The 21,310-nt window shown below is 40.1% G+C and carries 19 protein-coding genes and 1 tRNA gene; 12 read left to right on the plus strand and 8 right to left on the minus strand.

Going from position 1 to position 21,310, the window contains the following annotated elements; genetic code table 11:
- Positions 1 to 303: 303 nt before the first annotated feature.
- From ychF to lolB, 5 genes are all read right to left on the minus strand, one after another.
- Positions 304 to 1,395: a redox-regulated ATPase YchF gene (gene ychF, locus VXS03_RS19445; protein ID WP_297483739.1), complete on the minus strand. Its 1,092-nt coding sequence runs from the start codon at positions 1,393 to 1,395 to the stop codon at positions 304 to 306.
- A gap of 94 nt (positions 1,396 to 1,489) precedes the next feature.
- A complete protein-coding gene (pth, locus tag VXS03_RS19450; protein WP_080158107.1) occupies positions 1,490 to 2,080 on the minus strand; it encodes an aminoacyl-tRNA hydrolase in 591 nt (196 codons plus the stop codon).
- 235 nt (positions 2,081 to 2,315) lie between these two features.
- Positions 2,316 to 3,263: a ribose-phosphate pyrophosphokinase gene (locus VXS03_RS19455; protein ID WP_036793517.1), complete on the minus strand. Its 948-nt coding sequence runs from the start codon at positions 3,261 to 3,263 to the stop codon at positions 2,316 to 2,318.
- Positions 3,264 to 3,295: 32 nt separating this feature from the next.
- Positions 3,296 to 4,174: a 4-(cytidine 5'-diphospho)-2-C-methyl-D-erythritol kinase gene (gene ispE / locus VXS03_RS19460; protein ID WP_327765472.1), complete on the minus strand. Its 879-nt coding sequence runs from the start codon at positions 4,172 to 4,174 to the stop codon at positions 3,296 to 3,298.
- Between the two features lie 47 nt (positions 4,175 to 4,221).
- Complete coding sequence (gene lolB / locus VXS03_RS19465) at positions 4,222 to 4,899, minus strand: lipoprotein insertase outer membrane protein LolB (protein WP_327765473.1); 678 nt, start codon at positions 4,897 to 4,899, stop codon at positions 4,222 to 4,224.
- Between the two features lie 211 nt (positions 4,900 to 5,110).
- On the opposite strand from lolB, the gene hemA reads away from it, so the two are divergent.
- From hemA to VXS03_RS19500, 7 genes are all read left to right on the plus strand, one after another.
- Positions 5,111 to 6,373: a glutamyl-tRNA reductase gene (gene hemA / locus VXS03_RS19470; RefSeq protein ID WP_327765474.1), complete on the plus strand. Its 1,263-nt coding sequence runs from the start codon at positions 5,111 to 5,113 to the stop codon at positions 6,371 to 6,373.
- Between the two features lie 45 nt (positions 6,374 to 6,418).
- Positions 6,419 to 7,507, plus strand: coding sequence for a peptide chain release factor 1 (gene prfA / locus VXS03_RS19475; RefSeq protein ID WP_327765475.1), 1,089 nt, complete (start codon positions 6,419 to 6,421; stop codon positions 7,505 to 7,507).
- Positions 7,507 to 8,361, plus strand: coding sequence for a peptide chain release factor N(5)-glutamine methyltransferase (gene prmC, locus VXS03_RS19480; RefSeq protein WP_327765476.1), 855 nt, complete (start codon positions 7,507 to 7,509; stop codon positions 8,359 to 8,361). Before prfA ends, prmC begins: the two co-directional genes overlap by 1 nt.
- A 5-nt stretch (positions 8,362 to 8,366) precedes the next feature.
- A complete protein-coding gene (locus VXS03_RS19485) occupies positions 8,367 to 8,747 on the plus strand; it encodes a SirB2 family protein (RefSeq protein ID WP_327765485.1) in 381 nt (126 codons plus the stop codon).
- Between the two features lie 13 nt (positions 8,748 to 8,760).
- Entirely contained in the window at positions 8,761 to 9,570 is an 810-nt protein-coding gene (locus VXS03_RS19490) for a SirB1 family protein (protein WP_327765477.1), read from the plus strand.
- A 14-nt stretch (positions 9,571 to 9,584) separates the two neighbouring features.
- A complete protein-coding gene (gene kdsA, locus VXS03_RS19495; RefSeq protein WP_327765478.1) occupies positions 9,585 to 10,439 on the plus strand; it encodes a 3-deoxy-8-phosphooctulonate synthase in 855 nt (284 codons plus the stop codon).
- A 284-nt stretch (positions 10,440 to 10,723) separates the two neighbouring features.
- Positions 10,724 to 11,983 (plus strand): HAAAP family serine/threonine permease, encoded by a 1,260-nt coding sequence (locus tag VXS03_RS19500; protein ID WP_442957467.1) that lies wholly within the window; start codon positions 10,724 to 10,726, stop codon positions 11,981 to 11,983.
- Between the two features lie 112 nt (positions 11,984 to 12,095).
- On the opposite strand, the gene VXS03_RS19505 is transcribed toward VXS03_RS19500, so the two are convergent.
- A complete protein-coding gene (locus tag VXS03_RS19505) occupies positions 12,096 to 13,979 on the minus strand; it encodes a methyl-accepting chemotaxis protein (RefSeq protein WP_327765479.1) in 1,884 nt (627 codons plus the stop codon).
- 297 nt (positions 13,980 to 14,276) lie between these two features.
- Between VXS03_RS19505 and VXS03_RS19510 the strand changes: the two genes are divergently transcribed.
- The 4 genes from VXS03_RS19510 (at position 14,277) to VXS03_RS19525 (ending at position 18,979) form a co-directional block, all read left to right on the plus strand.
- Entirely contained in the window at positions 14,277 to 15,635 is a 1,359-nt protein-coding gene (locus VXS03_RS19510) for a Na+/H+ antiporter NhaC family protein (protein ID WP_327765480.1), read from the plus strand.
- 310 nt (positions 15,636 to 15,945) lie between these two features.
- Positions 15,946 to 17,619 (plus strand): bifunctional UDP-sugar hydrolase/5'-nucleotidase UshA, encoded by a 1,674-nt coding sequence (gene ushA / locus VXS03_RS19515; RefSeq protein WP_327765481.1) that lies wholly within the window; start codon positions 15,946 to 15,948, stop codon positions 17,617 to 17,619.
- 201 nt (positions 17,620 to 17,820) lie between these two features.
- Positions 17,821 to 18,300, plus strand: a complete 480-nt coding sequence (ybaK, locus tag VXS03_RS19520) for a Cys-tRNA(Pro) deacylase (RefSeq protein WP_327765482.1) — start codon at positions 17,821 to 17,823, stop codon at positions 18,298 to 18,300.
- 64 nt (positions 18,301 to 18,364) lie between these two features.
- Positions 18,365 to 18,979, plus strand: coding sequence for a LysE family translocator (locus VXS03_RS19525; protein ID WP_327765483.1), 615 nt, complete (start codon positions 18,365 to 18,367; stop codon positions 18,977 to 18,979).
- A gap of 50 nt (positions 18,980 to 19,029) precedes the next feature.
- Here VXS03_RS19525 and VXS03_RS19530 read toward each other — a convergent pair whose 3' ends face one another.
- Together VXS03_RS19530 and smrA are read right to left on the minus strand one after the other, a co-directional pair.
- Positions 19,030 to 19,944, minus strand: coding sequence for a DMT family transporter (locus tag VXS03_RS19530; RefSeq protein ID WP_327765484.1), 915 nt, complete (start codon positions 19,942 to 19,944; stop codon positions 19,030 to 19,032).
- Positions 19,945 to 20,106: 162 nt separating this feature from the next.
- Positions 20,107 to 20,688: a DNA endonuclease SmrA gene (gene smrA, locus VXS03_RS19535; protein ID WP_442957468.1), complete on the minus strand. Its 582-nt coding sequence runs from the start codon at positions 20,686 to 20,688 to the stop codon at positions 20,107 to 20,109.
- Between the two features lie 440 nt (positions 20,689 to 21,128).
- Between smrA and VXS03_RS19540 the strand changes: the two genes are divergently transcribed.
- Positions 21,129 to 21,205 (plus strand) — tRNA-Pro (locus VXS03_RS19540).
- Positions 21,206 to 21,310: the final 105 nt, after the last annotated feature.

Here is a 21,310-nt window from a genome sequence, read left to right on the forward strand (position 1 = left end):
TTTTGCTTCCAATATCCACTGCTCTTAGTGAGCTGCTTCGTTGGGAACGGGGCGCATTATGCTCATACCAGCTAAAACCGTCAATAGTTTTTTTTGAAAAACAGCGAAAATTCGTTTGTTCGTCGGTTATTTGGGCGAACTGGGCGAATCGCAAACTGATATATGAATTGTCAGCTACCAATAATTAAAACTGTGACCTAGCGCTGATTTATTTTTGAATGTGAAGTGATAAAAAATAAGCCAGCGTAATGCTGGCTTATTCATCAATTCATCGTTATATCAATATTAATTGAATATAAACAATTATACGTTGAAGCGGAAATGTACTACATCACCATCTTTAACGATGTAATCTTTACCTTCTAGACGCCATTTACCCGCATCTTTTGCTGCTGATTCGCCGCCGCATTCGATGTAATCATCGTAGCCGATAACTTCTGCGCGAATAAAGCCTTTTTCAAAGTCTGTGTGGATAACACCCGCAGCTTTTGGTGCTGTTGCACCAACAGGGATAGTCCAAGCACGCACTTCTTTAACACCAGCAGTGAAGTAGGTTTGTAGTGATAGTAGTTCATAACCCGAACGAATAACACGGTTAAGACCTGGTTCTTCGATACCCATGTCGGCCAAGAACTCTTCACGATCTTCATCGTCAAGTTCTGCGATTTCAGATTCCATAGCAGCACAGATAGGCACAACAATCGCGTTTTCTGTTGCAGCACGCTCAATTACTTTGTCTAGGAATGGGTTATTTTCAAAACCATCATCATTAACGTTAGCAATATACATCGTTGGCTTTAGCGTTAAGAAGTGCAGGTAATCAACCGCTGCTTTTTCTTCTTTGCTTAGTTCCATTGAACGTAGCATTACACCATCAGTTAATAATGGCAGCATTTTTTCTAATACTTTGATCTCAAACTTAGCGTCGTTATCGCCGCCTTTAGCACGCTTAGCTAAACGGAAAATCGCGCGCTCACAAGTATCAAGGTCAGCCATTGCTAATTCAAGGTTGATGATATCGATATCTTCAAGAGGGTCAATACGGCCAGCAACGTGAACGATGTTGTCATTTTCAAAACAACGAACAACGTGACCAATAGCATCAGTCTCACGAATGTTAGCTAGGAACTTGTTACCAAGACCTTCACCTTTAGACGCACCAGCAACAAGGCCTGCGATGTCTACAAATTCCATTGTGGTTGGCAGAATACGTTCTGGTTTAACGAAAACTGCTAATGCATCCATGCGAGGATCTGGCACAGGTACAACACCTGTGTTTGGCTCGATAGTACAGAATGGGAAGTTAGCTGCTTCGATGCCTGCTTTTGTTAAGGCATTGAACAGTGTTGACTTACCAACGTTTGGTAGACCTACGATACCGCATTTAAAACCCATGGCTTGTAACCCTTTTGGTGATTATTCTGTAACAACTCAACTATAGTACTCAATGGTGAGTCTATAACGACAAAATAGTACTGTTACCAGTGCGCTATTCTGCCTTGAATGAATGAAGACGATTTTGTGCCTTACTGAGGCCGTCTTTTAGAAGCACATCAATGCAGCGTACTGATTCATCAACAGCGGCATTAATAAGTTCTTGATCTTTGGCTGGTGCTTTTCCTAGCACGTAGCCAGCGACTTTATTTTTATCGCCTGGGTGGCCAATGGCAATCCTTAGGCGATAGAAATCTTTGTTGTTGCCCATTTTGCTAATGATATCACGTAGTCCATTATGACCACCGTGACCACCGCCTTTTTTAAATTTGGCAACACCAGGAGGTAAGTCAAGTTCATCATGTGCCACTAAAATTTCTTCCGGTTTAATTTGGAAAAAATTAGCGAGCGCTGCAACTGACTTACCCGATAAATTCATGAATGTGGTTGGGATCAACAAGCGAAGATCTTGACCATTAGTTGTGATCCTGCCTGTTAGACCAAAATATTTTGGGTCTTGACGTAGGGTAACGTTATGGACTCGAGCTAGTTCTTCAACGACCCATGCACCAGCATTATGGCGGGTTTGTGCATACTCTTGGCCAGGGTTTGCCAGGCCGACAAGTAACCGAATATTATTACTCACGCTTGTCTCTCTTGTCATATAGCAGTAGTGATAGCGTTTTGTGATGACCACTGTAATGGTTAAACCGAGCAATAGTCGGGTTCAAAACGCGCGCTATATTATACTAAATCAAGTGAAATTGATACGACTCTGCGGTGATCGGGTTTTCAGCCGTCAATAAAAAATAAAACGCCCCGCAAAAGCGAGGCGTTGGTTTTTATTTAGCTGAGATAAATCTCATTTTAATCAAATGTGATTAGTGCTCAAACATCGCAGAAATTGATTCTTCGTTGCTGATACGACGAATCGCTTCAGCTAGCATGCCTGACAGCGTAAGTACTGATACTTTACCTGTTGCAGCAATTTCTTTTGTTAGTGGAATTGAGTCAGTCACAATGATTTCGTCAATCACAGATTCAGTGATGTTTTGTAGTGCACTACCTGAGAATACAGGGTGAGTCGCGTACGCAAATACACGTTTAGCACCACGTTCTTTTAGTGCTTCAGCGGCTTTACATAGTGTACCGCCGGTATCGATCATGTCATCAACGATAATACAATCGCGACCTTCAACATCACCGATTAGGTGCATAACTTGAGAAACGTTAGCACGTGGACGACGCTTATCGATAATAGCAATATCAGTATCATCTAATAGCTTAGCGATAGCACGTGCACGTACAACACCACCGATATCTGGAGAAACAACCACTGGATCTTGTAGGTCTTTCGCTAACATATCTTCTAGTAGTACAGGGCTACCAAATACGTTATCTACTGGAACGTCAAAGAAACCTTGAATTTGTTCAGCGTGTAGATCAACCGTTAGTACACGGTCAACACCTACATTAGAAAGGAAGTCAGCAACAACTTTGGCAGTGATTGGCACACGAGCAGAACGTACACGACGATCTTGACGCGCATAACCGAAGTATGGAATCACAGCAGTAATACGACCTGCAGAAGCACGACGTAATGCATCGATCATAACAACCAGTTCCATTAGGTTGTCGTTAGTTGGTGCACAAGTTGATTGAATAATGAATACGTCGCTACCACGCACGTTTTCATTAATTTGCACACATACTTCACCATCGGAGAAACGGTCAACCGTTGCGTCTCCTAATGAAATATAAAGACGATCAGCGATGCGTTGGGCTAGTTCTGGTGTAGCGTTACCAGCAAACAGCTTCATATCAGGCACGGTGTAAACCTCAGGTTGCGTCCAAGTTGTAATTACTGACAATCCATAGAATATGTGGCTAGCGTTGTCATCAAAGGAGATACGTTAACACCTTTTGCGACAAATCCCTGGAGCCAGTCAGGTAAATTATTCAAAATGTCATTAGCATTTTGCTCTGTGTCGCATTCAGCAAACACACAAGCGCCAGTACCAGTTAATCTTGACGGTGCATATTCTAACAGCCATGAAAGCGCCTGATCAACCTCGGGATTAAGACTTCTTACAATTTTTTCGCAATCGTTTTCGTAAACCCCACATAATAGGGCATTTAAGCTGCGTTTTTTGGTATTGCGTGGTAGCTGTGGATGGTTGAAAATTTCAGCAGTTGCGATGCTAATATCGGGTTTAGCGATGAGATACCATTTTTCTTGCGGTAATGCAGGGTGTAATTTTTCACCAATACCTTCAGCGAATGCACTGTGACCACGAACAAAAACAGGAACATCGGCTCCTAGTTTTAAGCCTATAGCGGCAAGTTCATCCACAGATAAATTCGTTTGCCATAAAAAATTTAATGCGACTAAGGTTGTTGCTGCATTTGATGAACCGCCACCTAAACCACCTCCCATTGGTAAAATTTTATCAATGTGGATCTCGGCTCCCCAATTTACTTGTGCAGCTTGGCGTAGAGCAACGGCTGCACGGTAAATTAAATTATCCTCGGTAGCTACACCTGTGATAGAGGGGGTCAGGATGATGTCATTATCTTGACTGGCTGTAATGGTTAACGTATCGCCATAATCCACAAACTGAAATAACGTTTGTAAGTCATGATAACCATTGTCTCGCTGACCTGTTATATAAAGAAAAAGGTTAAGTTTTGCAGGCGCTGGCCACTGAGTGGCAATATTAAATTTGGCGTTGTGGTTCATGAAAATAACTCATTGTTACGTAAGTTTAAATATTAATAAATCAGGCGTTATTGCTCAGTTTTCCACTGGGATACTTTTATTTTTATGGTTAAATTCCCTTGTTTTAAGGTCATTAATGTTGGCAGTGATGGTACCTGAGTATTGTCATAAGTACTGTAATGCATCTCCCAAGTGCGGCCGGCTATTTTTTTGGTTAAAAAGGCGACTTGGTCGTTTTTGTTGAGGAGGTAATTATCCGCTCCTGTGGGTAAGCCTATTAACCAGTCTTGCATCTGTTGTAACGGTAAACTAATACCAGTGAGTTGTTGTACGAGTTGTGCAGCGTTAGTGCCATGGTAGGTTTTACCATCTGGATCAGTCAGGGTTACTGCATTAGGTCGAGCGTCTAGCTTGAGGACCGTTTTATACATTTTAGTTAAAATAAGTTGATAATCATCAGGTTGGTTTTGCCAATTAAAGGACAGCGTCACCCGTTGTTGTGGGCTAATATAACCAAAGACACCTTGAGCATGGTAGTTGGTGAGTTGCTGTAATTGCGCTTTATGAAGTTCCCAATCCGCTTTGTGTGTGATTGTTGGTTGTTGAGCACAACCTGCAAGTAATGATAACGACAAAGCAAAAAATGTGCTGATCCATTTTTTTTGATGCGTTGTAACCACCTTTTTGAATGGCGGCATTACCATCGTGCAAGTGATATTTTTAACAAGATTACGCAATATCATCATAGGGGATCTCTATCAGAATGAGTCAAAACAATAGCGATAATTTAATCGAATGCCAAATTATACCCCCTAACGAAGCTAATAAGGTGGCTAAAAAACGATAAAAATGGTGTCATTATGGATTGATTACGTCTGTTGTCTTTTATTACGACATGGCATCAAGTAAAATCTGCACCTTAGATTTTTTCACTGCCAAAGTGGGTATACTGTTTCCATGACCTTGCTTGCATTAGGAATCAACCACAAAACAGCTTCTGTTGATTTGCGTGAGAAGGTAGCTTTTTCTCCTGAAAAACTGTCTTTGGCACTGCAGGAGCTTAAAAACCATCCTGAGGTATCTAGTGCGGTTATTGTATCGACATGCAACCGTACTGAAGTTTACTGTGAATTATCACAGTCAGGACCGGGTGTGATTATTGACTGGTTGACCAAATTTCATCAGATCACAGCCGAAGAATTGATGCCAAGCCTGTATTTTCATGAACAACAAGCCGCTGCGCGACATTTAATGCGTGTGGCATGTGGCTTAGATTCGTTAGTATTAGGCGAACCGCAAATCCTAGGACAGGTGAAGCAGTCTTATTCGGAATCAAAAAACAATGGAACTGTGGTTGGTACCTTAGAAAAATTGTTTCAAAAAACGTTTACTGTTGCAAAGCGAGTACGCACTGAAACTGATATTGGTGGCAATGCGGTGTCTGTTGCTTATGCTGCATGTTCGTTGGCTAGACAAATTTTTGAAGCTTTATCTGGCGTGACAATGTTGCTCATTGGAGCCGGAGAAACCATTGAATTGGTTGCTCGTCATGCTGTCGAACAAGGCTGTAACCGTTTAATTGTTGCCAATCGAACTCGTGAACGCGCGGTTAATCTTGCGCGAGAGTTTGGCGCTGAAGTGATTAGTTTAGAAGATATTCCTAATCATCTTCATTGTGCTGATATTGTGATTAGCTCAACGGCAAGTCCGTTACCAATTGTCGGTAAAGGCATGGTAGAAGTGGCGTTGAAGCAACGTCGTAATCAGCCAATGCTATTTGTTGATATTGCTGTACCTCGTGATATTGAATCACAGGTAGGCGATCTTAATGATGTCTATTTATATTCTGTTGATGATCTGCATTCGATTGTCGAGAAAAATCGCGAGCAACGTAAAGTCGCTGCGATTCAAGCTGAGGCGATAATAACTGAAGAAAGTATTGCTTTTTTACAGTGGCTACGTTCACTGGAAGCGGTGGATAGTATTCGTGACTATCGTCAATATGCCGAAGCAATAAAAAATGAGCTGTTACAACGCAGCTTACAAGCAATCGCCAATGGCACCGATCCGGAAAAAGCCTTGGTCGAATTGAGTAATAAATTAACCAATAAGCTTATCCATGCCCCGACGAAAGCCATGCAACAGGTCGCCAAAGATGGTGAATCTGACAAATTGGTTGTGATCCGTGAAGCACTCGGGCTGGATTCCTATAACGATTAGTAGTTGATGGCTTTGGCCTTCACTCCGCACCCTAATTAGAAGATTATGAAGCAATCAATTTTAGTTAAATTAGAAACGCTCGTTGAACGTTATGAAGAAGTTCAACATTTATTGGGTGATCCTAGTGTTCTTAGTGATCAAAACCGATTCCGCGCACTTTCAAAAGAGTATTCTCAACTTGAAGAAGTGACCAAGTGTTTCCAAGCGTACCAGCAAGCGAAAGATGATCTTGAAGCCGCAGAAGAAATGGCGCAAGAAGATGACGCTGAAATGCGTGAAATGGCACAAGAAGAAATCAAAGATGCAAAAGCTGAAATTGAACGTTTAGCGGATGAGTTACAACTATTATTGATTCCTAAAGATCCTAATGATGATCGTAACTGTTTCGTTGAAATTCGCGCAGGTGCTGGTGGCGATGAAGCGGGTATTTTCGCGGGTGACCTGTTCCGTATGTACAGTAAATATGCTGAGCGTCGCGGTTGGCGTATGGAGATCATCAATGAAAACCGTTCAGAGCAAGGCGGTTACAAAGAGATGATTGCTAAAGTAAACGGCGATGGCGCTTATGGCGTATTAAAATTTGAGTCAGGCGGCCACCGTGTACAACGTGTACCAGCAACTGAATCTCAAGGCCGCGTACATACCTCTGCTTGTACTATCGCAATTTTACCTGAAATTCCAGAAGCTGAAATTCCAGATATTAACGCAGGTGATTTAAGAATCGATACTTTCCGCTCATCTGGCGCAGGTGGTCAGCACGTTAACACCACAGATTCTGCAATTCGTATTACTCACTTACCAACCGGTATTGTGGTTGAGTGTCAAGATGAACGTTCACAACATAAGAACAAAGCGAAAGCAATGTCTGTTCTTGCTGCGCGTATTATTAAAGCGGAAGAAGAACGTCGTCATGAAGCAGAAGCAAGTACTCGTCGTAACTTGTTAGGCTCAGGTGATCGTTCTGACCGTATTCGTACTTATAACTACCCGCAAGGTCGTGTTTCTGATCACCGTATTACGCTAACACTTTACCGTTTGAATGAAGTGATGGAAGGTGACTTAGATGCATTGATCCAACCTGTATTTACTGAATACCAAGCGGATCAGCTTGCAGCAATGGCTGAGCAAAACTAATGCCACGTAGCATTGAATGTTTATTACAACAGACCAGTGCACAACTTGCGACTGCGGGCTCTAATAGCCCGCAGTTAGACAGTGCAGTTTTGCTCTGCCATGTACTTGATAAACCACGCAGTTATTTATTAACCTGGCCTGAAAAACAACTTGATGATACGCAGTTTGAATTGTTTTCAACGCTATTATCGCGTCGTATGGCGGGGGAGCCGATTGCTTATATAGTCGGTGAGCGTGAGTTTTGGTCATTACCACTAAAAGTGTCACCATCGACATTAATACCTCGTCCTGATACTGAAAGACTGGTTGAGCTCGCGTTAGAGAAAATTCCAGCGCATCAATGTCAGGTTCTTGATTTAGGTACAGGTACTGGTGCTATTGCTTTAGCTATCGCATCTGAACGTGCGGATATTGCTGTTACTGGAATTGATTTACGTCCAGAAGCTGTTGCCTTGGCCACTGAAAATAGTCACAGATTAGATATTACCAATAGTCGTTTTTTAAGCGGTAGTTGGTACTCCCCACTTGAACAACAACCTCAATTTGCCGTCATTGTCAGTAATCCGCCTTATATAGATGAAGCGGATCCACATTTGATTGAAGGTGACGTACGTTTTGAACCTAAAAGTGCGTTAGTTGCTAGTGATAACGGACTCGCTGATATTCGTATTATTAGCCAGTATGGACGCCAATATTTATTACCTGATGGCTGGTTACTCATGGAACATGGTTTTGAACAAGGCGTTGCCGTTCGAATGATTCTAGAGCAATTAGGCTATGTACAGGTATCAACATGTCAGGATTATGCTGGACTCGATCGTGTCACGATGGGTTGCTGGCAAGGAGATCATTAATAATGATGTATATGGCAATGAAACACATCCACCTTACTGCTATTGCACTAAGTGTCTTATTATTTGTCGCGCGCTATATCATGGTGATGGCAAACTCATCAATGATACAGAAAAAATTCTTTAAAATTACCCCTCATGTTGTTGATACAATCATGTTGGCCTCAGGGGTTGCATTAATCTTTATTACTGGTTTTATGCCATTTACGGCAGGTAATGGCTGGTTAACAGAAAAATTAACCTGTGTTTTTGCATATATAGCTTTAGGTTATTTCACTCTTCATCATGGAAAGAATAAAGTCTTTAAGACGTTTGCCTTTTTAGGGGCAATTGGGTGGCTAGTGTTAGCGGCACAATTAGCGATCACTAAAACACCGATCTTAGGCTAATACAGGTACTATCATGATGCCATTTAATGAACAAGAGCTTAATCAGATGCCGTTGGTTGATGGCGCGATTGCTTTCATGGCTGAAGTCGAGACTGATTTTCCAAGTACTTGGGTCCAGTTACGTTTGACACAGTTAGCGCAAGAAGCTGAACAAACATTAATGGGAGAAGTTAACCCTCGTTTACGTTTGGATGGTTTATTACGACTGTTCTATCGTGAGTGGGGATTTCAGGGTGATCTTCAACAATATTTTTCATCAGATAATGCCTTTTTAGATAAAGTGTTAGAGCGACGCAAAGGGATTCCCGTTAGTTTAGGGGCGATTTTGTTGTATTTAGCTAAGCAGCTTGAATTACCGGTGGAAAATGTTGGTTTTCCGACCCAATTTTTACTGAAAGTTGTATGGTCGAAAGATGATATTCAATACATTAATCCATTTGATGGTGAGTTCGTTAGTACGCATGTTTTACGCAGTTGGCTAATTGGTCATCGTGGACCCTTTGCTGAATTTAAATCTGAATATCTTGATGAGCAGCAAAATAACGTCATTTTATCGCGTTGGTTAACGGTAATGAAAAGTGCGTTATTACGAGAAGAACAATTTACTGATGCATTACGCTGTAGTGATTTGGCACTCGTATTAAATCCAGGCGATCCACACGAAATTCGTGATCGGGGCTATATTTACCAGCAACTAGATTGCCTTCATGCAGCTGCGGTAGATTATTCTTACTTTATTGAACAATGCCCTGAAGATCCCGCCGCTGATTTACTTAAACTTCAAGTGGATGCTCTATATGAAGAGCCTCTTACCTTGCACTAGATGAGAAGATAAATATGATGCAACAAAAAATTGTTCGTGTTGGTGATATTGATGTTGCTAACGATAAGCCATTCGTCCTTTTTGGTGGTATGAATGTGCTAGAGTCGCGCGATTTAGCGATGAAAATTTGTGAGCACTACGTAGAAGTAACCAATAAATTGGGTATTCCTTTCGTATTTAAAGCGTCTTTTGATAAAGCTAACCGCTCATCTGTACATTCGTACCGTGGTCCTGGCTTAGAAGAAGGTTTAAAAATCTTCCAAGAACTAAAAGATACTTTTGGTGTGAAAATCATCACTGATATCCACGAAAAAGAACAAGCTCAAGTTGTTGCTGATGTGGTTGATGTTATTCAGCTACCCGCTTTCCTTGCTCGCCAGACTGATCTTGTTGAAGCGATGGCAAAAACGGGCGCTGTGATCAATGTGAAAAAACCACAGTTTATGAGCCCTGGCCAAGTGGGTAATATCGTTGAGAAGTTTGCTGAGTGCGATAACCACAATGTGATTCTATGTGAGCGTGGCGTATTGCATGGTTATGATAACCTTGTGGTTGATATGCTTGGCTTTGATGTAATGAAAAAAGCATCAAACGGTAGCCCAATTATTTTTGATGTAACACACGCACTTCAATGTCGCGATCCTCTTGGTGCTGCATCTGGTGGTCGTCGTGAGCAAACTATTGATCTTGCACGTTCAGGTATCGCGACAGGTATTGCTGGTTTATTTATGGAAGCCCACCCAACGCCAGATTCTGCACGTTGTGATGGTCCATCTGCTTTCCCACTTGATAAGCTTGAGCCTTTCCTTGCGCAAATTAAACAATTAGATGATTTAATTAAAAGTTTTGCACCAATCGAAGTGAACTAATTATCTATTAGAGATAGCTTTTTGACCCTATGAATTCTGTTCATAGGGTTTTTTTGTGTAAAAATCACGCGATGTTGAAAAAATTGTTTAATTAAAAATTTTGGTTGTTTATTCTAAAATGCAACCATAAAAGTAGTTTAATATATCGCTTATTGTTGCTTTATTAGTGATTTTAAGATATTGAACTCTGTTATTTTAGGGTGATCTGTGTCACTCTTTTTTTGAGTCTTGTCGATGCTCGTTTCATACTGATGGCCAGTTTTATTAAGTCGTAGTGAGTTACCGTGTCAATATCACAAGATCTTTCCGCATCTGAAGCCACAACCGTTTCGTCTCGTTGGACTAAGCATGACACTAGTTGGATGTTAAGCTTATTTGGGACCTCCGTTGGTGCTGGCATTTTATTTTTGCCGATTAATATTGGTTCTGGTGGTTTTTGGTCATTAGTGATCATGGCATTATTGGCAGGGCCTATGACATTTTGGGCTCATCGCGGGTTGGCTCGGTTTGTTTTATCATCAACGCAAAAAGATGCAGATTTTACCGATGTTGTTGAAGAGCACTTTGGTCAGCGCTATGGACGCTTAATCTCACTGCTTTATTTTCTGTCTATCTTTCCTATATTACTTATATACGGTGTCGGCTTAACCAATACGGTTGATAGCTTTATGGTACACCAGTTAAATATGGCTCCACCGTCACGTATTTTACTCTCGGGCGGATTAGTGTTTGGTATGATTGCGATTATGCTTGCCGGTGAAAAAACCATGCTGCGAGTCTTTAGTATGATTGTTTACCCATTGGCATTTATTTTAGCGGGTATTTCAATTTATCTGATTCCAAGTTGGCATATGCCTAATTTTAGCCTTAATCAAAGTATTGGTGATTTAAGTGCATCATTATGGTTAGCAATTCCAGTGGTTGTATTTGCATTTAGTTATACACCAGTAGTCTCTGGTTTTGTTAATGCTCAACGTCGTCAATATGGTGAACAAGCACATACTAAATCAGAAACCATTTTAAAACGCACATCAGTGATGTTAATTGCGTTTGTACTGTTTTTTGTTTTTTCATGTGTATTAAGCTTAACGCCAGAACAGCTTCAGCAAGCAAAAGTGGATAATGTGTCAGTGTTATCGTATTTAGCCAATGTTGAAGACAGTCCTTTTATTATGATTTTGGGGCCATTAATTGCTTTTATTGCAATTACATCGTCGTTCTTAGGGCATTTCATGGGGGCTCGTGAGAGTTTTAATGGCTTAGTTGCTAAGCAGACTTCTTTATCATTAAAGACCATTGATAAGATCGGCATTGTTGTGATGTTTATCAGCATTTGGTTTGCAGCGGTAATGAACCCAAGCATTTTAGGTATGATGGAAGCGTTGTCTGGACCTGTGATTGCGATGATTCTATTTTTAATGCCTATGCTGGCGGTATATCATATTGAAAGTTTAAAAATCTATCGCGGTAAAATAAGTACGTATTTCATCTTATTGATGGGGTGTTTAGCGGTAGGTGCGATTGTGTTTAATATGATTAAGTAAATTGGTAGTGAATTAAAGTATAAAAATAAAGGCTTGCTACTCTGTTTCTAGCTTCAACGAGTAGTAGGGTAGGCAAGCCTTTATTGTCGGTTATTAACGGTATAGCGAATAATTACAGTTTAAATCGATTAATTTCTTGTTGTAGTTCATGCGATAACGTCGACAACTCCGCCGCTTGTTTTGCTGCTTCATTAGCCTCTATTGCTAACTCATTTGATACATCACGAATTCCCTCAGTGTTACGAGTTATTTCCGATGTTACAGATGACTGTTCTTCTGCGGCAGAAGCAATTTGTGTTGCCATATCACTGATGTTATTCACCGCCGTTGTGATTTGAGACAAACTTGCAGAGGCCGAATTAGCATCATCAACACTGGTTTCTGCTAAATGACGGCTATCATCCATGATTCCCACCGCTTGGCTGGTGGTCTGTTGCAGTGTTTCGATCATCTGTTGAATTTCTTGGGTTGAAGCATGGGTGCGTTGACTCAATACTCTAACTTCATCAGCAACAACAGCAAAACCTCGTCCTTGTTCTCCTGCGCGTGCCGCTTCGATAGCCGCATTAAGGGCTAATAAATTGGTTTGCTCTGCAATACCTTGAATTGTCGAAAGAATTGTATTGATACTTTGTGCATGGCTGTTTAATGCGCTGATCACACCCGTTGCCGTTTCTACTTCTTGGGCAAGACTCGCGATTGATTGTTGGCTTTGGTTAACTTGGACGCTGCCATGGCCTGAAGCAATCACCGTTTCTTCTGAGGTGCGAGCAGTATTTTCTGCATTTGACGCAATTTCATGGGTAGCGGCTGCCATCTCATTAATTGCCGTCGCCACCATATTAATTTCATCTTGTTGAAATTGAATACGAGTACTGCGTTCTTCTGCTTGAGAAGCTGTAATATGTGACTGTTGGTTTAAGGTGCTAGATACGAGACTTAAACGCGTCAGCATACTGTGTAGATTACTCACAAATAAGTTGAAGTTATGTGCTAATTGACCCACTTCATCATTGCTGTGTGGTTCAAGACGACGGGTTAAATCACCTTCGCCTGTCGCAATTTCAGCTAAGGCCGCCGATACTCGATTAAGATCGCGGAATAGGAAGTTAACCAATACTGTTAAGGCCGCAATCACTAGTAGTGTAATAACGATTGCGGTAATAACTAACTGTTGTAACGCTGAATAGTAATTGGCTTCTTCTGTTGCTCGATCCATTTCTAACGCTAAAATCCAGTCCGTATTCGGTACATTAGAAAAATAGAATACTTTCTGGTGGCCATTTATGGTTAAGCTTTGGGATTTGTTCGTTGCAATCTGCTGTTCAATATTGGCTAATGTTAATTGGTTACTGTATTGCGCCAATGGTTTGAGTAATAGTTGCTTATTCGGGTGAGCGAGAAAAGTACCATCTTGTTTATTGATCAACATGGCAAGAGCATTGTCACCAACATCAAGACTAATAACATCATTGATTAATTGTTCAATAAGTACATCAGCACCTACAACGCCCATCATTTTGCCTTTAGCCTGTAATGGCTGAGCTATCGTGACTAATAAAGCATTAGTAATCGCATCTTTATAAGCGGTGGTAATGATTTGTTTGCCCGCTGTTTGTGCATCGCGATACCAAGGTCGAGTACGTGGATCGTAGTCAGCACGATTACGTTCAGGATGTGATCGCTCCATGGCGCCATCTACGGCACCAAAATAAATATCATCAAAACCACCGCTTTTACGTGCTTGCTCTAAAAACATCACACTGTTGGGTTGATCATAATATTTATCGAATGATTGTGTAATTGCACGGCGAATATTCATCCAGTCGGCAATACCTATTGTTGCTGTAGAGGCAATACTATGAGCACGCTCTGAGGTACTGGCGTGAGTCTCATTATCGAGTTGCTTGGCAGCTAACCATGTTAATGCTGTTGCCATTATTATCACCGCAGATACGCTAGCAATGATCAGTTTTTGTTTGAGTGAAAACTGCATTAGTTCATCTCATGAGTAAAAATATACCCTATGAGAGCAAATTCTAACTGGCATTACAATTGATTCAGCTATGATTAAATATTTTATTTTAATTGGGGTAAGGTGTTGATATTTTATGACTTTTTTTTGGCGCTAGTGACGGGAAATATAGTCAAAATATTGGCGTAAATGTTTTTTTGACGGTTTTTGACGGGGCGTTATTATTGCGCATATGGATGTTTAGACGTCTAGATGTTGACAGTGATGACACATCCCATTAACCTAAGGGAAATTCTAAAATAGATATTCATTATCAGCATGTCAAACACAACTAAACCAGCAGTAATTACACCTTCAGCATTGGCATTGCTGCCATTGGGGATCTTTTTATCCTTATTTATCGGTGTCGGTAGTTACCTTACTTATCAAGGTGTCGACTTCGCATTTTATCAATTACCTTCACCCGTTGCGGCATTACCTGCTGTAATCGTGGCTATTTTGCTGAGCAAAGAAAAATTAAATAAAGCGATAGAACAATTTATCCGTGGCGTTGGTCATAGCGATATTATTGCAATGTGCATGATTTATTTATTAGCAGGTGCTTTTGCGGCGGTTGCTAAGGCTTCTGGTGGTGTTGATGCAACGGTAAACTTAGGTATGGCTATATTGCCTGCGAGTATGATTTTACCAGGTATTTTTGTTATTTCAGCGTTTATTGCTACCTCAATGGGCACGTCTATGGGCACTATTGCTGCTGTAGCTCCTGTGGCATTAGGTATCGCTCAAGCGGCTGGAATGGATGTAGCATTAACGGCTGGTGTTGTTCTTAGTGGTGCAATGTTTGGTGATAACTTGTCGATTATTTCAGATACGACGATAGCTGCAACCCGTTCTCAAGGTTGTCAGATGAAAGATAAGTTCCGTGAAAATATTAAAATAGCGTTACCTGCAGCAATTGTGACGATGGTGTTATTTGCTTTTAGTAGCTCAGTGACGACATTGCCTGCTGCTAACCCTATAGAATGGCTTAAGGTTTTACCTTATATCACCATTTTGATCCTTGCTGTTTCTGGGGTGAACGTTTTTGTTGTGTTGAGTTTGGGTATCGTACTTGCTGGTGGTGTTGGCTTATTCTCGATTGATGACTATAGCTTAACTACATTTGGTAAAGATATTTATAGTGGTTTTGGCAACATGCAAGAAATCTTCTTACTTTCAATGTTGATTGGTGGTGTGAGTGAACTTATGCGTCAGCAAGGTGGCTTGGCATTTTTAACTCAACTAATTAGCCGTGTGATTGGTAAGTTTAGTTCAAAGCATAGTGCTGTAGAAAATTCACGCGCAAGTGAGTTAGGCATTGCGAGCTTAGTCAGTTTAACTAACTGTTGTACAGCAAATAATACCGTCGCAATTATTGTGTCTGGTGGTGTAGCTCGTGAATTAGCTCAAGAAAATGGGGTAACAGCGCGTCGTTCTGCTAGCCTGTTGGATATCTTCTCTTGTGTCATTCAAGGCGTGTTACCTTACGGTGCGCAAGCTTTGTTATTAGGGTCTGTGTTTAAGCTTTCACCTTTAGAAATAGTTTCTCATTCTTACTACTGTTTCTTTTTAGCCATTTCAGCGTTGGTTGCTATTTTTATTCGCCGTTCAGCGACTAAATTTGAAAAAGTATTTTAGATATAAAGTAACTAATATGAGTGACTAAATTTGCTCAATATTTTTTAAAAAAGCTCGGCAGTGTTTGAGCTTTTTTTATGGTTTGTGATCCACTATTGGTTTTGAATGTTGTAACAGTGATCTTGATTGCAAAATAGTGACGCTATAGACATGGTTGTTTTCGATTCACTTACACTGAGCGCAATTATTTTAAGCTGTTATTTATTATTACTATTTAATCAAATGACACGATTATTTTTGCATCAATTTTAGTCGAATTTCACTATCAAAAATGGTGGTGTCGATGATTAAAATCGTTAAGGTGGATAACATGAAACAACGTCTATTTGCTAAAACTGCATTAACTGCAGCGCTACTTGCTGTGCTATCTGGTTGTGCAACATCAGCAGCAGATACTGCGACAAAATGGAGTGCAGATAAAACCTATCGTATTACTATTTTGCATACTAATGATAACCATGGTCGTTTTTGGCAAAACCAAAATGGTGAGTATGGAATGGCTGCACGTAAAACGTTGTTAGATAATATTCGTGCAGAAGTAAAAGCTGAAGGTGGCACCACATTATTGCTTTCAGGTGGTGATATTAATACGGGCGTACCAGAGTCAGATTTACAAGACGCCGAACCGGATTTTAAAGGCATGAATATGCTAGGTTACGATGCGATGGCATTAGGTAACCATGAATTTGATAACCCACTTGATGTCTTACGTAAGCAGCAACAGTGGGCCAAGTTTCCAATGCTATCGGCTAATATTTACGATAAAAAAACCGGTGAACGTTTATTTAAGCCATATCAGATTTTTGAACAGCAAGGGATCAAAATCGCGGTTATTGGATTAACGACTGAAGATACTGCAAAAATTGGTAACCCAGAATATATCGGTGCTATTGAATTTCGAGACCCAAAAGCTGAAGCTAAGCGTGTGATCGCTGAGCTTGAACAAAATGAAAAGCCAGACGTTATCATTGCTGCGACGCATATGGGTCACTATGAAGATGGTCAACGCGGTATTAATGCGCCTGGTGATGTTGCACTGGCGCGTTATATGGATGATGGCGATCTTGATATGATTGTTGGTGGTCACTCACAAGAACCTGTTTGTATGGAAGGGCCAAATAAAACCAATAACAACTTTAAGCCTGGTGATAAATGTACGCCTGATCAACAAAATGGAACATGGATAGTCCAAGCTCATGAATGGGGCAAATACGTTGGGCGTGCTGATTTTGAATTTCAAAATGGTGAATTAAATCTGATTAGTTATGATTTAATTCCTGTGAATTTAAAGAAAAAAATCAAATTAGAAGACGGCACTCAAAAACGGGTGTTTATTCAAAATGAAATTCAACAAAATCCAGAAGTACTATCGTTTTTAACGCCATTTCAAGAAAAAGGTCAAGAACAACTGACGGTTAAAATTGCTGAGTCTAACGGCAAGTTAGAAGGTGACCGTAATGTGGTGCGTTTTAAGCAAACTAACTTAGGACGCCTTATTGCAGCATCACACATGCAACGTGCGAAAGCTGATTTCGCGGTAATGAACTCCGGTGGTGTACGAGATTCTATTGCTGGTGGCGATATTACCTATAAAGATGTGCTGACAGTACAACCCTTTGGCAATATTGTGTCTTATATTGATATGTCAGGGAAAGACGTTCTAGACTATTTAAATGTTGTCGCAACTAAGCCTATTGATTCTGGTGCTTATGCGCAATTTTATGGCATTAGTATGACGGTTGCTAAAGGGAAAGTGAGTGACGTGAAAATTGGTGGCAAACCAGTATTAATGGATAAAACTTACCGCTTTACGGTACCAAGTTTTAATGCTGCGGGAGGCGATGGTTATCCCAAAGTTAGTCATCACTCAGGTTATGTTAATACTGGATTTGTTGATGCAGAAGTTTTAAAAGAATTTTTACAAAATAATAGCCCAATTGACGTTAATAAATACGCGCCAAAAGGTGAGATCATTTATAAATAAGTAATGACTATTATTTAAATTCATTTTTTACGGCGCTGAATTTTCAGCGCCGTTTTTTTTATGCTTTTTAAAAAATATATCTCGGTATATAGTTCGTTTTTGGTAAACAGATGTGGTTAGCTTCTTTGATGGATTTGATGTGAAATAAAAAGGGGAGCTAATTACAACTGTTTGATTAATCATGTTGTAAGAGAAAATGTTATGACACCTGCAATTAAATTAGCAAAAAAAAATAAAATTGAATTTCAAGTTCACCAATATGAACATGATCCTGCTAATAATAACTTTGGTCATGAGGCTGCTGAAATTTTAGGATTAGATCCTCACCGAGTATTTAAAACACTATTATTTGCATTAAATGGTGATCCTAAGAACTTGGCCGTTGCCGTCGTACCAGTTGCTGGCATGCTAGATCTAAAGGCGGCCGCTAAAGCTGCGGGTGGTAAAAAAGCAGAAATGGCAGATCCTAAATTAGCCGAAAAAGTGACAGGCTATATTGTGGGTGGTATTAGTCCTTTAGGGCAGAAAAAACGCTTACCAACATTTGTTGACAGTAGTGCCGAGCAGTTTGAGACTATTTGTGTCAGTGCTGGACGTCGTGGCTTGGAAATAGAATTGGCCGCTCGAGATTTAGTCGTATTAACCAGTGGTCATTTTGCAACTATCGCAAAACAAGACTAACCAGTAATAACGCATTGGGGTAATAAAGGATCCCGATATATTCATTGATAAAAGGAAATTAACAATGACTATCAGTATTTGGCTTTCTTTATTACTCGTTTGTTTATTAGGTGCGATGTCACCTGGTCCTAGTTTAGCGGTAGTGGCCAAACATAGCCTCTCTGGTGGACGGTGGCATGGCATTGTTTGTGCTTGGGCTCATTCTTGTGGCGTGGGATGTTACGCATTACTCACCCTATTGGGATTAGCGGTCGTTTTGCATCAATCACCATTGCTATTTACTAGTATCAGTTATGCTGGTGCAGGGTATTTGGCTTATTTAGGATTTAATGCATTACGTTCTAAAGGCGGTGTTGCGGCTAAATTAGCACAAGGACAATCAAGTTCATTGCTTGAAGCTGCGCGTGATGGGGTGATGATCTCGTTATTTAATCCTAAATTAGCGTTATTCTTTCTCGCATTGTTTAGCCAATTTGTCGCAGTCGGTAATGAAGTTTCATCAAAAGTGATTATTGTTTCCACGCCACTATTGGTGGATGGATTATGGTATACGTTAATTGCGAGTATTTTATCTTATCCTCGGGTTCTCACTATTTTAAGAACGAAAGCTCAGATGATCGATCGGTTATCTGGAATCGTACTATTAGGATTGGCATTACGCGTAGTGTGGTTAGCTTAATTATTGAAATATTGTTCAAAAATAGCCGAACTTAGTTCGGCTTTTCTATATTAGCAGTTAGGTTGGCATCTTTTGTTACGTAACCAAATCGGCACAAAAGTATTTAAGATCGTCGCTAGTATAATTAAGCTGACACCTACAATTTTGTTCCATGACATTGGATGGTTAAAGAACATGAATTGCCAAATTGCTGAGAAAATTAAATTAGTAAAGATAATCGGTGCTAATTGCGAACCTGATTCTGCGAGCTGATAAGCTTTAGCGCGGAATACTTGAGTATTAACCGTACATACCGCCATAAATAGCAATAGTAACAATAAAGGATGTTGCCAGCCCGTTAGTGTGTGCCACTCCACAGCCGTTGTCATTGGAGATAGCATTAAAAATGGCAATAAACAGATTGAAGCAACAATAAAGCTCCAAGCACTTACACCTAAAGGCGTTAGATTACTCTTACTTGAACGATACATTGCAACTTGTGAGCCAGCATTAAAAATACCGCCGGCTAAACCTAATAATAAACTACCACCAAACTTCATCTGTTCAAGATTACCCGCAATGAACAGTAATCCTGTAAAGGTAATAGCTAAATTAAGAATAATTAGGCGCTTGATCGGTGTTTTAAAAAAGATACGTTCTAAAATTGGAACAAATAAAGGACTGGTACCAAATAAAACAACGGCTTCAACAAGACTAAGGTGTTTAATTGATGCAAGGAAACAAAGTTGGCTACCTGTAATACAGATACCACGTACAATTAAACCACTCCAGGCTTGTTTATTGGGTTGTGACCATTGGGTGATCATCATTAACCAGAAAGCTAGAATGGCTGGGAATAAAAGACGAAAAAAGCATAGCCATGCAGGGTCAAAGCTGTGGGTTAGCCATTTAGCTAACAATCCTGTTACTGATAAGCTAAAGGTAGATACTAGCATTAACAGCATTGGGCGTATTTCTGAATTCATGAATAAATCTCCTAGGGCGGCGACTTTACTTAAATTGTGTGATAAATAAATTCAAAACAATTTAACCCTAGGATATATTTATCTTACCATTTGCTTAATAGCGTCTTTTAAACATTATCAATGTGTTAGTTGTTAGTTGTTAGTTGTTTTGCTTGTGTGTTATTAAGCATCACGATGGTTTAAATGTCGATCTCGAGTTTGTTGTTTCTTTTCTGCACTTTTTTTGATCATAACGTAGAGCGCTCCCGTTCCACCATGCTGACGTAGTGCCGAATGAAAACAAAGTACATCCGAAATTTGTTCTAGCCATGTAGTGACAAAACTTTTCATTAATGCAGGAGGGTTACTTCGTTCTCCTTTTCCATGAACAATCATAACGGTGCGAATATCTAAACGTTGGGATTGTTTTAAAAAAGCCAGAACTTCATCACGAGCTTGAGATAAGGTCTTTTTATGAAGATCTAAACGAGCATGAATATCATATTTTCCTTGTCGCATTTTCTTAAATACAGCTAATTGGACGCCATCTCGTTTAAACTCAATCATGTCATCAGGTTTGACCATATTGGCGTTATCAAGAGAGAGATAATCAATATTACCGTTTGCCAATGTTTGTGCCGCAAGACGTCGAGCGAGTTGAGATTCAGATATTTGGTATTTTTGTTGGATCAAAACAGTATCTTGTTTTATCGGCGCTACGTCGGCCATCATCTCTTTAAAGAGATCTAATTCATTATTAGACATAATAGGCTCACTATAATTAAGCAATAATTTTAGTATACCTGTGCTTAATTGAAACAAAAGTGAATATATTAAGAAAGATAAAGGTAGATATTTAAGGGTTTAAGCTCTGAAATTCACCTAATATCAACTATATCGTGTAATGATATTTATCATTAAGGTTTCAGAATTACAGTAAAAATGGGTAGTTGATTGTATTTCATACAGAATAAGTTACCGTTGCCCTTTAAAATTGCTGGTTTAATGCGCATATATTTTAGTTACAAAAAAAATACCGTATAGGGGTTGCTAAAATAAAAATGGCGAGTATTATAAGCGACCTCAACGACGCACAGCGCGTTGAAATGTCGGTGAATAGCGCAGTTTGATAGCGCATCTCTGATGTTAGGAATAGCGGACCAGAGGGTTGACCCTTCTAGCAGCGTTTCTAAAAAAGAATTAGTCGGTGAATAGCGCAGTTTGGTAGCGCATCTGGTTTGGGACCAGAGGGTCGGGGGTTCGAATCCCTCTTCACCGACCACTATTTAAAAAGTAGTGGTTTATACAACCATTATTATCAGAGAATATGTTAGTTAATAACGCTTCTCGAAAAGAATTAAGTCGGTGAATAGCGCAGTTTGATAGC

The sequence above is a fragment of the Photobacterium sp. S4TG1 genome, assembly GCF_036040035.1.
Classification (GTDB): Bacteria; Pseudomonadota; Gammaproteobacteria; order Enterobacterales; family Vibrionaceae; genus Photobacterium.

Bases quoted from the DNA above. Each gene is read 5' to 3' on its own strand.
- ychF (WP_297483739.1), bottom strand. From the start codon at position 1,395: ATGGGTTTTAAATGCGGTATCGTAGGTCTACCAAACGTTGGTAAGTCA.
- ispE (WP_327765472.1), bottom strand. From the start codon at position 4,174: ATGAACCACAACGCCAAATTTAATATTGCCACTCAGTGGCCAGCGCCT.
- lolB (WP_327765473.1), bottom strand. From the start codon at position 4,899: ATGATGATATTGCGTAATCTTGTTAAAAATATCACTTGCACGATGGTA.
- hemA (WP_327765474.1), top strand. From the start codon at position 5,111: ATGACCTTGCTTGCATTAGGAATCAACCACAAAACAGCTTCTGTTGAT.
- prfA (WP_327765475.1), top strand. From the start codon at position 6,419: ATGAAGCAATCAATTTTAGTTAAATTAGAAACGCTCGTTGAACGTTAT.
- prmC (WP_327765476.1), top strand. From the start codon at position 7,507: ATGCCACGTAGCATTGAATGTTTATTACAACAGACCAGTGCACAACTT.
- VXS03_RS19485 (WP_327765485.1), top strand. From the start codon at position 8,367: ATGTATATGGCAATGAAACACATCCACCTTACTGCTATTGCACTAAGT.
- VXS03_RS19490 (WP_327765477.1), top strand. From the start codon at position 8,761: ATGATGCCATTTAATGAACAAGAGCTTAATCAGATGCCGTTGGTTGAT.
- kdsA (WP_327765478.1), top strand. From the start codon at position 9,585: ATGATGCAACAAAAAATTGTTCGTGTTGGTGATATTGATGTTGCTAAC.
- VXS03_RS19505 (WP_327765479.1), bottom strand. From the start codon at position 13,979: ATGCAGTTTTCACTCAAACAAAAACTGATCATTGCTAGCGTATCTGCG.
- VXS03_RS19510 (WP_327765480.1), top strand. From the start codon at position 14,277: ATGTCAAACACAACTAAACCAGCAGTAATTACACCTTCAGCATTGGCA.
- ushA (WP_327765481.1), top strand. From the start codon at position 15,946: ATGAAACAACGTCTATTTGCTAAAACTGCATTAACTGCAGCGCTACTT.
- ybaK (WP_327765482.1), top strand. From the start codon at position 17,821: ATGACACCTGCAATTAAATTAGCAAAAAAAAATAAAATTGAATTTCAA.
- VXS03_RS19525 (WP_327765483.1), top strand. From the start codon at position 18,365: ATGACTATCAGTATTTGGCTTTCTTTATTACTCGTTTGTTTATTAGGT.
- VXS03_RS19530 (WP_327765484.1), bottom strand. From the start codon at position 19,944: ATGAATTCAGAAATACGCCCAATGCTGTTAATGCTAGTATCTACCTTT.
- smrA (WP_442957468.1), bottom strand. From the start codon at position 20,688: ATGTCTAATAATGAATTAGATCTCTTTAAAGAGATGATGGCCGACGTA.